Source organism: Streptomyces sp. A0592 (assembly GCF_004795115.1).
Classification (GTDB): Bacteria; Actinomycetota; Actinomycetes; order Streptomycetales; family Streptomycetaceae; genus Streptomyces; species Streptomyces erythrochromogenes.
Genome location: NZ_SSBM01000030.1, coordinates 40,999 through 54,845, shown reverse-complemented (window position 1 = coordinate 54,845; position 13,847 = coordinate 40,999). Strand labels below are relative to the sequence as shown.

Genomic DNA, 13,847 nt, shown 5'->3' with positions numbered 1-13,847 from the left:
CCGCCCTGGACATCCTCCCAGAAGGCGGGAGGACGTCCAGGGTGCCGACAGGGGCGCACGGGGCATCGGTCAGTAGACGCTGACCCCGTAAGCGTTGAGCGCTTCGACCACGGGCTGGAAGAAGGTCGTGCCGCCGGAGGAGCAGTTGCCGCTGCCGCCGGAGGTGAGGCCGACGGCGCGGGTGCCCGAGTAGAGCGGGCCGCCGCTGTCGCCGGGTTCGGCGCACACGTTGGTGCGGATCATGCCGTAGACGACGTCGCCGCCGCCGTAGTTGACGGTGGCGTTGAGGCCGGTGACCCGGCCGCTGTGGGTGCCGGTGGTGGAGCCGCGCCGGGTCACGGACATGTTGACCGTGGCGTTGACGGCGCTGGTGATGTCCTGGCTGCCGACGGTCCCGGGCGGCACGGGCGAGTTGCTGGCGTACTTGATGAGTCCGTAGTCGTTGTTGGGGAAGCTCGACCCGGTCGTGGAGCCCAGGACGTTCGTGCGGGCGGAGTTGGTCCACCAGGTGCCCGCGCCGTCGGTGCAGTGCCCGGCGGTCAGGGCGTAGTAGTTGCTTCCGCTGCGGACGTTGAAGCCGAGCGAGCAGCGCCAGCTGTTGGCGTAGATGGCGTCGCCGCCCGAGGCCAGCTTGGTCAGCCTGCCCGGGATGCGCTCGATGCGCAGCGCCCCCGCGTCGGTTCCGGCCTCGCGCTTGATTCTCGCGATGGCGGCGGTGGAAACGGTGGAGTCGGCGGAGACCACGAGGGTTCCGGTGGCGGGGTCGGCGTGCCAGGCGGTGCCCGCTACGTCGGCCCGCAGGACGGACGCGCCGGCGGAGGCGAGCCGGTCGGCGCTGAAACCGCCGTCCTGTGGGTCCGCGCTCGCCGCGGTGGGGGCGGCGAGCGCTGCGGCGGCGGCCAGGCCGGTGGCCACCGCGAGCAGCCTGTTACGGGTGGTGCGCTTGATCCTCACTTCTCGTCCTCCTGGAGAGGGTCGGGGGCCCGGCGGTCGTGGGGGTGCCAGAGCCCGTGAGGCGCAGCCGGGGGCATGGCGGGCGCATGAACTTTGGCCGTGCCCCTGACAAGCGCTGTCGGGAGTGTCCTGTCGTCGGATACCGGTCGCAAGAGCGGCTTTCGGCCGCCGCACGCCGCCTTTCACCGTGGGGGGCGGTGTGTTCCGGGGCGGTGTGAAAGGCCGGGTGTGGGGGTCCGCGAGGGCGCGGTCGGGCGGCGCGCCGGAGCCCGGTCGGGCTCCGGGGCGGTGGCGCCCCGCGCGCCGGATATGCCGGCCTGCGGGCGGCGGACGCGGCGCCGGGTGCGACGGGCGCCGACGTCGGCTCGGAGGCCCGCGGGGACGGGCCGGACGCGCTCGGCGAGGACCGCCGGGTTCCGGCCGGTACGGTCGGGCGCGCGGCCCCGCCGGGTGCGGTCCTCGGAGGTGGCGGTCAGGGGCGCCCGGCCGGTGCGGGCGCGCCCGGGAAGGCGGCGCGGTGTGGTGCCTGGCGCTTCGGCGCGGGGAGGACCGTGTGGGCCCGGAACGGCCGGAATTCGACCTTCCGGGTGGCCGGCCGGGCGGGGGCGACCGTCCGGCACGAGGGAACCGTACGGGGCGGACACGGCCGCCTCGGCCCCGTGCCCGCGCCGGGTCCGCCGGGCCGCGTGCGGATCGTCTGCGTCATCGCTCATCCCGCTCAGCCCTTCCACGCGCGTCCGGACGGGAATCCCCGCATACGCCGTCCGGGCGCGTGGAACTGACGCGGGCTCAGTCGCAGCAGCAGCCGCAGTTGCAGTCGCAGCAGCCGCCGTCGCCACCGCCGCCGCCGGAGCCGCCCTCGGAACCTCCGGTCGGCGCGGAGTTCGGTTGGCAGCAGTCGCAGCACTCGCAGGCGTCGCACCACGGGTCCCGCTTCTTGCGCGACCAGGGGCCCTCGTGCTCGGTGCAGCAGATCTGGCAGGTGCAGAAGAGCCCGATGGCCACCGCGCAGCCGGCCAGCAGGCCGCGGCGCGGCCGCTGCGGGTGCCGTCCGCCACCGCCGAAACCGCCGCCTCCGCCTCCGCCTCCGCCGAAGCCGTCGCCGCCGAGCCCGCCGCCACCGCTGCCGTACCCGCCGGGCCTCGCGGGCGGCGGGCCGCCCGGTACCTGGGGGTTGTTCGGGTCGTAGGGGTTGGCGCCGTACGGAGCGCCGCCGTAGGGGTTGCCCCCGTTCCCGCCGTACGGGTTCGGGCCGTACGGGTTCGGACCCTGCCCGGCCGAGGCGTTGGCCGTGTGGCCGCAGCTCATGGTCCCGAAGGCCCGGTCCACCGAGGTGCGCAGCTCGTGCACGAGCAGCCGGTGGGCGAGCCCCGCGTCGGCGAACTCGACCTCGCCCAGCGCCAGCCTGATCCCGTGCAGGGCGTCGTCGCAGAGCCTGCGGGCCTCGGTGAGCGAGGTCCCGGTGGCGGTGAGCGGGTTCCAGGCACCCGCCTCGGCGTCGGCGCCCTGGTCCTCCACCGCGTCCAGCAGGTGTGCGAGCCGCCCGAAGTACCGGCCGGCCTCGGCCAGCGCCGGGGCGTTGCCCGGCCGTCCGGCCAGTTGCGCGGTATGCGCGAAGGCGGCGGCCGTCGCGGTCTCCGTCGGCTCGGTCACCACGAGCACGGGAGTGCCGGGGCCGGCCAGGACCTCGATGCCCGCCTGCCGGTCCACCGCGTCCACGAGCACCGCGGTGTCGAAGCCGAGCGAGGCGCCGGTGCGGGCACCGGCCCGGTCCCAGCCGCGGGCCACCCTGCGCGCGGCGGCGGCGATCGGGGCCCGGGCCAACAGCCCGTCCCGGTCGGCCACGTGGTCGCGCACCTTGGCGGAGGCCAGGACCAGTGAGACGGCGGCCGCGAGCCGGGCCCCCTCGCCCTTGGCGACGGCGGCCGTGCGCATCCCGCGCAGCGGGCAGGGGCCGGCGGTGCGCCGGGAGCCGGGTGCGGGACCCGACTGAGCCTCCGTCAGAACGGAGACGAGCAGCCCGTCATAGTTCGTGACGATCCGGGCGAACTGCCCGTGGTCTCCCCGAAGTGCCAGGCACAGCCCGCACAGATGGGCCATCCATTCCGTCTTGAACCGCTCCCCGAGCCGGTGCGTGCAAGGCCTGACTATGCCGAACAAGCTGCTTCCCCCGTGTGTCGTACGCGTGCCTGCCGGGCATCGTATCGACCCGCGTCTTTCACCCGTACGTCCCCGCCGCCCACCCGTACGGCGGCTGCGGTCGTATTTTCACTCAGTCAGCAGCGGGAGCGACCAGGATCCTTGACCGTGCAACGGATGTTCTGCACCAGTACCGTCACGAAACCCCTGCGCGGCGACTATCCACTTGGCGCGTTGTCAGCATCATGGACGAGCATAGGGGCAGCGGAGAGAAGACAGACTGACCGCGGTGAAAGGAGGCAGTCCATGGGTTCGGTGCGCAAGGCGAGTGCCTGGCTGGGTCTCGTGGAGGACAGCGACGACGAGCGCTACTACGACGACGACTACGCGGAGGCCGCCCACGGTTCCGTCGCGGGCCCCGGTGACCAGTGGGTGACCGACCCCCGCGTCAAGGTGGCCTCCGAGTCGGCCGTGGAGCACGGCCGCCGGATCGCGACGGTCACCCCGGACGGATTCCGTGACGCGCGCGGCATCGGCGAGCTGTTCCGCGACGGGGTCCCGGTGATCGTGAACCTGTCGTCGATGGACCCGACCGACGCGAAGCGCGTCGTCGACTTCGCGGCCGGACTGACCTTCGGTCTGCGCGGTTCGATCGAGCGGGTGGCGACCAGGGTCTTCCTGCTGACCCCGGCCGACACCCAGATCGTGAGCGGCGAGCCCGGCGGCCGCTCGCGCGACTTCTTCAACCAGAGCTGAGCAGGGCTCTCACCGGAAGGCGTCCAGCCCGGTGAGCGCCTTGCCCAGCACCAACTGGTGCATCTCGACGGTGCCCTCGTAGGTGAGCACCGATTCGAGGTTGGTGGCGTGCCGCATGACGGGGTATTCGAGCGAGATCCCGTTGGCGCCGAGGATGGTCCGCGCGGTGCGGCAGATCTCGATGGCCTCGCGGACGTTGTTGAGCTTGCCGAAACTGATCTGCTCCGGCCGCAGGGTGCCCGCGTCCATCCGCCGGCCCAGGTGGTGGGCGAGCAGGATGCCCTTGTGGAGTTCGAGGGCCATGTCCGCCAGCTTGGCCTGGGTGAGCTGGAAGCCGCCGATCGGCTTGCCGAACTGCTCCCGCGTCCTGGCGTAGTCGAGCGCGGCCTCGAAACTGGCCCGCGCCGCGCCCATGGATCCCCAGATGATCCCGTACCGCGCGTGGCTGAGACAGCCGAGCGGCCCCTTGAGCCCGGTGACGAGCGGCAGCACCGCGTCGGCGGGCAGCCGTACGTCGTCCATGACCAGCTCGCTGGTGACGCTGGCCCGCAGCGACCACTTGTGCTTGATCTCCGGCGCGGAGAAGCCGGGCGTGTCGGTGGGCACCGCGAAACCGCGGATCCCGTCGTCGGTCTGCGCCCACACCACGGCCACCGCGGCGACGGAGCCGTTGGTGATCCACATCTTGCGGCCGTTGAGCACCCAGTCGGTGCCGTCTCGCTTGGCGTGGGTCCGCATCGCCGCGGGGTCGGAGCCCACGTCGGGCTCGGTCAGCCCGAAGCAGCCGATCAGCTCGCCGGCGGCCATGCCGGGCAGCCAGCGCTGCTTCTGCTCCTCGGAGCCGTACTTCCAGATCGCGTACATGGCGAGCGAGCCCTGTACGGAGACCAGCGAGCGGATGCCGGAGTCGGCGGCCTCCAGCTCCAGGCAGGCGAGGCCGTACTGCACCGCGCTGGCGCCGGCGCACCCGTAGCCCTCCAGGGACATCCCGAGCGCCCCGATGTCACCGAGCTCCCGGGCCAGCTCACGGATCGCGGGCAGTTCGCCGCTCTCGTACCACTGGGCGATGTTCGGCAGCACCCGGTCGGCGGCCCAGGCGCGGACGGTGTCCCGGACGGCGAGGTCCTCGGGTCCGAGGAGCTCGTCGAGCCCGAGCGGATCGGTGGGTACGAAGGACACGGGGCCTCCCGGCGGCCTGAGCGGAACCAGCGGCGCAGGTTTTTGCGCCCACCCGAAGCTATTGGCCTCCGGCGGGCAAATCCAGCCCTGCTTTCCGGCGCCGCACCGGCGGGGCCGGCGCGCGCTCAGCCCGCGTGCTCGACCGGGGTCGGCCGCGGCTCGCCCTTCGACTGCGCGGGCAACCGCACCGGCTCGGCCCCCTCGGCCGCCCCGCAGTCCATCGCCCGCGGCAGCTTCAGCGCCATCACGGCGCCCGCGAACAGCAGCGCCGCGCTCACCAGCAGCGTCACGTGCAGCCCGTGCACGAAGGAGTGCCGGGCCGCCGCGTACAGGGCGGCTCCTGCCGGTCCGCCCAGGCCCGAGGCGATCTGGTACGCCTCGCCCAGCGAGTTCGCGGCGCCCGCCGACTCCGCCGCCGAGACCCCCGGTACCGAGGCGAGCCCCGGCCGGTAGGCAGCGTTCATCACGCTGCCCAGCAGTGCGATGCCGATGCCCGCGCCCAGCTGGTAGGAGGTCTCGCCGATCGAGGCCGCCCCGCCCGCGGTCTCGGCCGGGGCCTCGCTCAGCATCGACTCGTACGCGGCGAACAGCGTGGTCTGCAGTCCGAAGCCGAGCAGGATGAAGCCGACGGTCAGCAGCACCGGCCGGTCCTGCTGACCCATGAGCGTCAGCAGCAGCACGGCGAAGGCCGTCAGCAGGAAGCCCAGCGACACCATGGTGCGCGGCCCGACCCGGGACAGGGTGTAGGAGCCGGTGGCGCCCGCGGCCATGGCCGCGAAGGTCAGCGGCAGCAGCCGCAGGCCGGTCTCCAGCGGGCTGAGGTGCAACACCAGCTGGAGGTACTGGACGGCGATCAGCTCCAGCCCGACCAGCGCGAGCATGGCGAGCACGATGCAGGCGACCGAGGCGGAGAAGGCGGGCCGCGAGAACATCCGCATGTCGATCAGCGGGTGCTCGCGCCGCTTCTGGCGCCGGACGAACAGCACGAGCAGCGTCGCCCCGAGCAGGAGCGGGACCAGCGCCTCGGCGTCGAGGAGGTGCCGTTCGGCGCCGAGCCGCTTGATCCCGAGCACCGAGCCGAGCACGCCGGCGGCGGCCATCAGCGCGCCGAGCACGTCCCACGGCCCGTCCGCGGAGCCGCGCGACTCCGGCAGCAGCCAGCGGCCGAGCGGGAGGATCAGCGCCATCAGCGGGATGTTGATGAGGAAGACGGAGCCCCACCAGAAGTGCTCGATGAGGAAGCCGCCGAGGACCGGGCCGCTGGCCGCGCCGATCGCGGCGACGGCGGTCCAGATGCCGATGGCCAGGGCCCGCTCGCGCCGGTCGGGGAAGACCTGGCGCAGGATCGACAGGGTGGCCGGCATGATCATCGCGCCGCCGATGCCGAGCAGGGCGCGTGCGGCGATGAGAACCTGGGCGTTGTCGGCGAGGGCCGCTATCGCGGAGGCCACGCCGAAGAGTCCGTAGCCGAGGAGGAGGATGCGGCGGCGGCCCACCCGGTCCCCGAGGGTGCCGAAGAGGATCAGCAGCGAGGCGCAGACCAGCGGGTAGGCGTCGACGACCCAGAGGAGTTCCATCGGGCCGGGCCGCAGGTCCTCCGTGACGGACGGGACCGCGACGTGCAGGATCGTCGCGTCGAGCGCGACGAGGACCAGGCTGACGCAGAGAACGGCCAGGACGACCCAGCGGTTGGCACCGCCGGAGGCCGCTCCCAGCCGCTGCCAGGGCGAAGGGGTCCCGGCCGTGGCCGCGTTCGTCCCCGCCATGCATGTACCTCCCAGGTGATCCCTCGCGCTCGGTGGACCAGCGTCTGGCGGAGCCACGGGGGGTGGTGCGCTGTGCGGCATCCAACGGGGTCCGGCATCGACACGCGAGTGAACGGTCAGCGTACGCGAGTTCGTGTGCCCGACACGTGGCCAAGCTCTCATCCCGGGAGCGCCCCCCGTGTGGCGTGCGCCACTCCCCCGCCCCGAAGTCCTCCCCCGCGTACACGCCCGCTCACGGTCCGTGGTTCTCGGCGCCGGCCCCATTCGGACGCCACCGATAATCATGCCTGTGGAAGATCTTGGATTTCGCCGGGCCGCGCCCGCACTGGCCGCCTTCGCCGCGGTACGGCTGCTCGGGCTGACCGTGCTCGCGGTGTGGGGCGCGGTGGTGGGCAGCAGCCCGCACACGCTGCTGTCGGCCCGATGGGACTCGCTCTGGTACGCCCGCATCGCCGCCGAGGGGTACGGCTACGAGATCGTCCTGCCGGGCGGGGACGTTCACTCCAACCTGGCGTTCTTCCCGCTGCTGCCCTGGCTGGAGCGCGTGGTGTCGGCGGCGACCGGGCTCTCGTACGGCTCGGCGGGCCTGGTGGTGTCGGTGCTCGCCGGGCTCGCCGCGGCGTGGGGGATCTTCGCGGTGGGCGACCTGCTCCACGGCCGCCGCACCGGGGTGTTCGCGGTCGCCGTCTGGGCGGCGCTGCCCGTCGGGATCGTCCAGTCCATGGCGTACAGCGAGTCGCTGTTCACCGCGCTCGCCGCGTGGGCGCTGTACGGAGCCCTGCGCGACCGGTGGCTGACGGCGGGCCTGCTCGCCGCCGGGGCCGGCCTGACCCGCCCGGTCGGCGCGGCGGTCGTCGCCGCGGTGTGGGTCGCCGCCGCACTGGCCCGGCGGCGCGGGGAGCGGTCGTGGCGGATGGCGGCGGGGGTGCTGCTGGCTCCGGCGGGTGCTGCGGCGTACGTGCTGTGGGTGGGCGCGCGCACCGGGGGCGGCCTGCTCGGGTACCTGGACGTGCAGGCCGGCTGGGGCAACGGCTTCGACGGCGGCTGGGCCTTCGCCCGCTTCGTCGGGGCGAAGCTGGCCTCGTCCGCCTGGCCGGCCGGGCTGGGGCTGATCGCGGGGGTGGTCCTGGTGCTGTGGCTGTACGCGGCGTGCGTGCGGCAGCGGCAGCCGGCGCCGCTGCTGGTGTACTGCGGGATCGTCGTGGCGCTGGCGTTGTGCGCGTCGGGGTACTTCGGTTCGAAGCCGCGGCTGTTGCTGCCGGCCTTCCCGCTGATGCTGGTGCCGGCGGTGGCGCTCGCCCGCCGGCGGACCCGGCGGGCCGTCCTGGTGGTGGGCGCGGCCGCCCTGGCCTCGGCGGTGTACGGGGCGTTCTGGCTGAACGGCTCGGGCCCTCCGTAGAGTCCGCGGGCACGGTAATCGACCTGCGGCAATAAAGTCCGAATAAGCGGCCGAAACAATTTCCGGACACCGGATCGAGAAGGATCCAACCCCTGCCGGAATACCGGGAATTAGGGGCAGCGTGAGACCAACTCCACATCACATGGTCATCACAAAGCCCGCGATTCGCCCGGGCCGACCATCGCCGGGCGGTAACGTCGATTGAGTGCGTACCGATCAAATCCTGACCCGTCTGGAGCGGGTCTTCGCCCGGCTGGACCGGGAACCAGAGCGACCGGCTCATCTGCAGACTCCGCAGATGAGCCGGCACCGCGTCGTGCTCCTGGGATCGACCCTCGCGTTCTACCTCGCCATCGTGGTGGCCGTACTGACCACGTCCTGGCTGGTCCGGCTGGACTGGCAGATCATGTTCTTCCGGCCCTACGAGCAGTGGCCGCAGCTGCACGCCTTCCTCGACTACCTGGTCGTGCTCGGCCAGCGCGGGCCCACCGCGGTCATGGTCGCCGCGTGGCTCGGCTGGCGCTCCTGGCGGCAGCACACCCTCCGCCCGCTGATCACCCTCGGCGTCGCGCTGCTGCTGCTCAACGTCACCGTCGGGTCCGTGAAGCTGGGCCTCGGCCGGCTCGGCCCGCACTACGCCACCGAGATCGGCTCGGCCGAACTCTTCGCGGGCGGCGATATATTCCCTTCCGGCCACACCGCCAACGCCGTCGTGACCTGGGGAATCCTGGCCTACCTGGCTTCCACCGTGGTCACCCGGCGGGTGCTGTCCGTGGTGTCCGCGGTCGTCTCGCTGAGCGTCGGCGCCACCACCGTGTACCTCGGCACGCACTGGGTCAGCGACGTCCTGCTGGGCTGGTCCGCGGGTCTGCTGATCCTGCTGGCGCTGCCCTGGTTCGAGCCGCTCATCGCCCGGACCGAGGCCTACGTCTTCGACCTGCGCGAGCTGCTGCGCCGCCGGGCCGAGACCGGACGGATGCCCGTCCCCGTGGTCTCCGCGCTCACCCCGCTGCTCTCGGCGGGCGGCAAGTGGCAGCTGAAGCCCGTCGCCGAGACCGTTGGGGAGCCGGCTGCCGCACCCGTCGCGCCCGCGGCGGCAGCGTCGGCCGGCGCCGCCGCCGGGCACGCCCCGGCGCACCGTTCGGCCGTGCACCCGGCCAACCGGCCGCACCTGATCCGCTCCGAGCGGACCCCGGTCACCCCGGTCGGCAGCCGCCGCCCGGCCCACCCCGCGCACCCCGAGCGGGCCGGAACCCGGGGCACCGCGGCCCGTCCGGTCGCCGGCGGCTGACGGCCACGGCGGGGGCGGTACGCACCCTCCACCCCCGCACCACGAAGGCGGGCCGGGTCATCGACCGGGCCCGCCTTCGGCGTTCGTCAGCGCCACGCCCGGACGTTCGTCCGTCCCGGGTCACGCTTGTGTCACAGAATATCTACAGTCGCCAATTGTTTTCCGGACCGCGACACGCCCGGGTTCCGGACGTATTCGAATTTCCGTCGAGAACCACAGAATTGCCGCAGCCGATTTCCACGGATCCCTTGGACCGGACCAGCTGAATCCCCCTCAGGTCCACTACATTTCCTTCACTTCTCCGGCCCGACGGCCCTCCCCAGGAGATCCCTGAGGTCCCTCATCCGATCCGTGAGACCGGGTGGCTCGACCACTTCGAACTCACAACCGAGCAGCATGATGTGAATCACCAGAACGTCCAGGTTCACGGCGCCGGTGCGCAGCAGACAGGTATCCGCGTCGACCGGTTCCAGGACCCCGTCGCTCGGCGTGATGATCTGGGCCGCCTCCTGTTCCGGCATCTTCAGGCGCACCACCGCGCGGGTGGCGTAGACCCGCTGGGACACCCCTTCGGAGACGTACGCGGCGAGGTCCTCGGCCGGTGGCGGGCGCGGGGTGAACCGCGGCCCGTGGGGCGGTCTGGGCTCGATCCGGTCCGCGCGGAAGGTCCGCCACGCAGCGCGGTCCAGGTCCCAGGCGACCAGGTACCAGCGGCGCTCCGTGCAGACGAGCCGGTGCGGTTCGACGGTGCGGCGGGTGACACTCCCCTCGTGGTCCCGGTAGCCGAAGCGGAGCCGCTCGGTGTCCCGGCAGACCGAGGCCAGTTCGGTCAGCACCGAGGCGTCCACGGTGGAGCGCTGGGCCCCGCGCAGCATCGGCACGGTGAACTCGTTGAGGGCGGAGACCCTCCGGCGCAGGCGCGACGGCAGGACCTGCTCCAGCTTCGCGAGGGCGCGTACGGAGGCCTCCCCGATCCCCTCGACCCCGTGGCCCGCGGCGGTCCGCAGCCCGACGGCGACGGCCACGGCCTCGTCGTCGTCCAGCAGCAGCGGCGGCAGTTCGGCGCCCGCACCGAGCTGGTAGCCGCCTCCGGTCCCGGGAGTGGCGTTCACCGGATACCCGAGCTCCCGCAGCCGGTCCACATCGCGCCGCACCGTCCGCGCGGTCACGCCGAGGCGGTCGGCGAGGTCTGCGCCGGTCCACTCGCGGTGGGCCTGGAGCAGGGAGAGCAGGCGCAGCAGCCGTGCGGAGGTCTCGAGCATCCCCCGAGTCTGCCAGCGCCACGCCCGCACCCGGCCCCGCGGTCCGGCCCCGCCGCAGGCGTCGGCGCGGGGTCCGGCTCCGCCGGGCGCCGGGACCGGCACACCCGTAGGCACGGGCTTCGGCTACGCCGCAGGCGCGGGGCTCGACTCCACCCTGTGGCACGGGGTTCGGCTGCGCCGCAGACGGGGGGAGGGCTTCGCCGCCGGCGCGGGGGCGGGCTCCGCGCCGGAGTCGGGGCGGCCCCCGGCACGGGGTTCGGCTCAGCCGCAGGGACCGGCCCGCCCGCAGCCACCGGGTGCGGCTACGCCTCAGGGACCGGGTTCGGCTTCGTCCCCGGCGCGGGGCTCGGCTTCGCCACCGGCGCGGGCGCTCGGCGTAGGGGTCGGGGCGGCCCCCGGCGCCGGGTTCGACTACGCCGCAGGCACAGGGCCGGCTTCGCCGCGGACACAAGCTCCGGCCCGGCCGCACGCACCGGCCATGCCGCAGGGACCGGCCCGCCCGGAGCCACCGAGCTCGGCTACGCCACCGGCGCAGGGTTCGGCTACGCCGCACGGCTCGGGTTCGCCGCAGGCGCGAGGCTCCGCTACGCCACCGGCGCAGGGGTCGGCTTCGCCGCCGGGGCGGGGGTCGGCTTCGTCCCCGGCTCGGGGGTCGGCTTCGTCCCCGGCTCGGGGGTCGGCTTCGTCCCCGGCTCGGGGGTCGGCTTCGTCCCCGGCTCGGGGGTCGGCTTCGCCGCCGGGGGCGGGTTCGGTGCGGGCGCCGGGGGTGGGTCCGGGAGGAGGAGGAGTGTGCCCACCGCGATCGCCGCCGGTTTCGGGCCGATCGTCTCCCGGTTGGCCTCGTACAGCGCCTGCCAGCCGCCCTTGACCCGCCGCTCGCGGGCGATCGTGGCCAGCGTGTCCCCGCCCCGTACGGTGTGCATCCGCCCGGCGAGTCCGTAGCGCTTCGAGCAGACCGGCCACGCGTTCCATCCCTGCGCGGCGAGGACCTCCTGCGCCACCCCGATCTGCTGCACGCGGTGCGCCAGGTCGGCCCGCGGCGCGAACGCCAGTCCGCCGTACTCCTCCCACGTCGGCTGCCAGAACTGCAGCCCGCCGTAGAAGCCGTTGCCGGTGTTGACGGCCCACCGCCCGCCGCTCTCGCAGTCGGCCACGCAGTCCCAGGGCCACTCCCCGCCGGGACCGCAGTCCCCGGGTCCGCTACCGATCACGCCCGGCGAGCCGGGGTGCGCGGCCCCGGCCGGACCCGGCGCGGGCGGCGGCGGTGCCGCGTCCGCCGCCCCCTGGGGCGGTACGAGCGCCAGCACGACGGCGGTGACCGCGACGGCGGCGCGGGCGGCCCGGGAGATCCGGAGGTTGGGCATCGGGTCACGCTACGCAGCGCCCCGCGGCGCCCCGCGGCCCGCCACGCTGCGGGTCACGCCACCCCACCCGGTCGGCGGAGCGCCGCGGCCCGCCGAAACGGCCACACCCGGCCACCAACTGCGCACAACCAGAAAACAGTTGGCACAAAAGCGAAGCCCTGGTCGCACCGTTCACCCTTCCGGGCGCCCGGTTCGAATCCGTTCCCTCAAATGGCGTGACCCCGGCCGCCGCTCCTGCGTTGTGCCCGGCGAGCCGGGAGCCTCCCGGACCCGCACCTATGCCGAGGAGCCACCCCGTGCCGCGCATGCTCGACGTCAGTGATGAGGTACGTGCCGAGATCGGCGACGAAGAAGCCGACAGGCTGCTCGTCGGCGACGACGCGCCGCGCAGTTACGACTGCACCTCCTGCCGCACCCCGGGCGACCCCGAGAACGACCGCACCAGCACGGTGCTGTTCGTCGGCGAGGAGACCGCCGTCCTCGCCTTCGCCCACGCCACCTGCATCCCCTCGCAGGTCGTCTCCGTCTCCGAGGAGCAGCTCCAGGGCGCGGTGCGCAGCATCACCGGCGACAGCCCGGCCTCCGGTGCGGACACGGGCACGGGCGCGCCCTCGCCGCAGAACGTGCCCGGCGGACAGGCCGTCCTCGGCATCACCAGCGGCCTCGTGCTCATCGGCGGCGAGCTGCACCCGGCGCTGGTCGTCGAGCCGACCGCGCCGATCGCCCGCCCGGGCAGCGACGGCCCCGGCGACGACTTCCTGCCGCTCCTGATCGAGCAGGGCTTCATCCCGGTGACCGACACGTCCGAACTCCCCACCCTCCTCGGCGGATGGTCGGTCCTGCTCGCGGCCGGGCAGCTGCACGCCGTGCTCCAGCCGGGCGCCGAGGGCGGCGGCCAGGTCGCCTGGTGGCAGGCGCACCAGGCGCTGTCGGTCACCGACGGCTGGCGGACCGCCGTCCAGAAGACCCAGCGCGTGCTCATCTACGCCGCCCCGGTCGGCTCCATCGGCCAGCAGCCCCGCGAGGACCTGCTGCGCGACGCGCTGGACAAGGCCGCCGCCGCGGGCAAGCTCGTGGCCGCCGCGATGCCGCTGGCGGGGACGCCCGGCGCCTGATCCAGCCGGTACCGAAAGCGGCCGCCCGGCCCCCGCAGAGGGGGCCGGGCGGCGTGCGCCGGGGGTGTGCGGTCCGTCCCGCACACCCCCGGCGATCTGTGTTTCCCGCCCCTTCACCCCGCATCCGCAGCGCGCCGATTTCGTTGGCTGATACGTGCATCCATACGACTCCTCCCGCGCCCCGTCCTATCCGAGCACCGTCCCCGCCATGCGTCCCGTACGCGACCGGGACAGCTCTCCGGCCGTCTCGCACACCCCGATCTACGACACGCTGTACTCGGAGTACCTGCGCGCCTTCCGGGCCCTGCCGGGCGACCGTACGGGCGAGGAGGACCTCGGGTTCACGGCCTTCTCCTACGGGGGCGGCTACGCCGGCACGTACGGCAGCGGCTGGAGCGGTGCGGCCTGGCAGCGGACCGACTGGCAGCCCTCCTATGGCTCGCCGGCCCCGTCCCAGACACCGTCCCCGATTCCGTCGCCGACGCAGTCGCAGCCCCAGGCCCAGCCCGCCTACTCGTACGCGGGCAGCCCCGGATACGCCGACGGGCGGCAGCACCAGACCGGGATGACGCACATCCCGGCGGCCCTGCCGCCCGCTCCGCGCCGGGGCTACTGACCCCGG

General features: G+C 73.8%; 10 protein-coding genes and 1 pseudogene. 5 read left to right on the top strand and 6 right to left on the bottom strand.

Annotated features, from left to right (window positions below; genetic code table 11):
• Positions 1-69: 69 nt before the first annotated feature.
• Together E6U81_RS30725 and E6U81_RS30720 are read right to left on the bottom strand one after the other, a co-directional pair.
• Complete coding sequence (locus tag E6U81_RS30725) at positions 70-954, bottom strand: S1 family peptidase (RefSeq protein ID WP_136233296.1); 885 nt, start codon at positions 952-954, stop codon at positions 70-72.
• Positions 955-1,743: 789 nt separating this feature from the next.
• Complete coding sequence (locus tag E6U81_RS30720) at positions 1,744-3,114, bottom strand: DUF5685 family protein (RefSeq protein ID WP_136233295.1); 1,371 nt, start codon at positions 3,112-3,114, stop codon at positions 1,744-1,746.
• A gap of 285 nt (positions 3,115-3,399) precedes the next feature.
• Here E6U81_RS30720 and sepF point away from each other — a divergent pair, with 285 nt between their 5' ends.
• Positions 3,400-3,849, top strand: coding sequence for a cell division protein SepF (gene sepF, locus E6U81_RS30715; protein WP_030030440.1), 450 nt, complete (start codon positions 3,400-3,402; stop codon positions 3,847-3,849).
• Between the two features lie 9 nt (positions 3,850-3,858).
• On the opposite strand, the gene E6U81_RS30710 is transcribed toward sepF, so the two are convergent.
• Positions 3,859-5,028 carry an acyl-CoA dehydrogenase family protein gene (locus E6U81_RS30710; RefSeq protein ID WP_136233294.1) on the bottom strand — a complete coding sequence of 390 codons (1,170 nt, stop codon included), beginning with the start codon at positions 5,026-5,028 and terminating at the stop codon, positions 3,859-3,861.
• Between the two features lie 125 nt (positions 5,029-5,153).
• Complete coding sequence (locus tag E6U81_RS30705; RefSeq protein WP_136233293.1) at positions 5,154-6,794, bottom strand: MFS transporter; 1,641 nt, start codon at positions 6,792-6,794, stop codon at positions 5,154-5,156.
• A 289-nt stretch (positions 6,795-7,083) separates the two neighbouring features.
• Between E6U81_RS30705 and E6U81_RS30700 the strand changes: the two genes are divergently transcribed.
• Both E6U81_RS30700 and E6U81_RS30695 read left to right on the top strand, forming a co-directional pair.
• Positions 7,084-8,193: a hypothetical protein gene (locus E6U81_RS30700; protein ID WP_240804112.1), complete on the top strand. Its 1,110-nt coding sequence runs from the start codon at positions 7,084-7,086 to the stop codon at positions 8,191-8,193.
• A gap of 205 nt (positions 8,194-8,398) precedes the next feature.
• Complete coding sequence (locus E6U81_RS30695; protein ID WP_136233291.1) at positions 8,399-9,484, top strand: phosphatase PAP2 family protein; 1,086 nt, start codon at positions 8,399-8,401, stop codon at positions 9,482-9,484.
• Positions 9,485-9,777: 293 nt separating this feature from the next.
• Here E6U81_RS30695 and E6U81_RS30690 read toward each other — a convergent pair whose 3' ends face one another.
• Complete coding sequence (locus tag E6U81_RS30690; RefSeq protein WP_136233290.1) at positions 9,778-10,746, bottom strand: YafY family protein; 969 nt, start codon at positions 10,744-10,746, stop codon at positions 9,778-9,780.
• 773 nt (positions 10,747-11,519) lie between these two features.
• Positions 11,520-12,110, bottom strand: a pseudogene (locus E6U81_RS30685) (transglycosylase family protein); the annotation flags it as partial.
• Between the two features lie 296 nt (positions 12,111-12,406).
• Between E6U81_RS30685 and E6U81_RS30680 the strand changes: the two are divergent.
• Both E6U81_RS30680 and E6U81_RS30675 read left to right on the top strand, forming a co-directional pair.
• Complete coding sequence (locus E6U81_RS30680; protein WP_136233289.1) at positions 12,407-13,225, top strand: hypothetical protein; 819 nt, start codon at positions 12,407-12,409, stop codon at positions 13,223-13,225.
• Positions 13,226-13,433: 208 nt separating this feature from the next.
• Positions 13,434-13,841, top strand: a complete 408-nt coding sequence (locus E6U81_RS30675; RefSeq protein ID WP_240804111.1) for a hypothetical protein — start codon at positions 13,434-13,436, stop codon at positions 13,839-13,841.
• Positions 13,842-13,847: the final 6 nt, after the last annotated feature.

Excerpts from the sequence above, each read along its gene's own strand:
- sepF (WP_030030440.1), top strand. The coding sequence starts at position 3,400 with ATGGGTTCGGTGCGCAAGGCGAGTGCCTGGCTGGGTCTCGTGGAGGAC.
- E6U81_RS30705 (WP_136233293.1), bottom strand. The coding sequence starts at position 6,794 with ATGGCGGGGACGAACGCGGCCACGGCCGGGACCCCTTCGCCCTGGCAG.
- E6U81_RS30690 (WP_136233290.1), bottom strand. The coding sequence starts at position 10,746 with ATGCTCGAGACCTCCGCACGGCTGCTGCGCCTGCTCTCCCTGCTCCAG.
- E6U81_RS30675 (WP_240804111.1), top strand. The coding sequence starts at position 13,434 with ATGCGTCCCGTACGCGACCGGGACAGCTCTCCGGCCGTCTCGCACACC.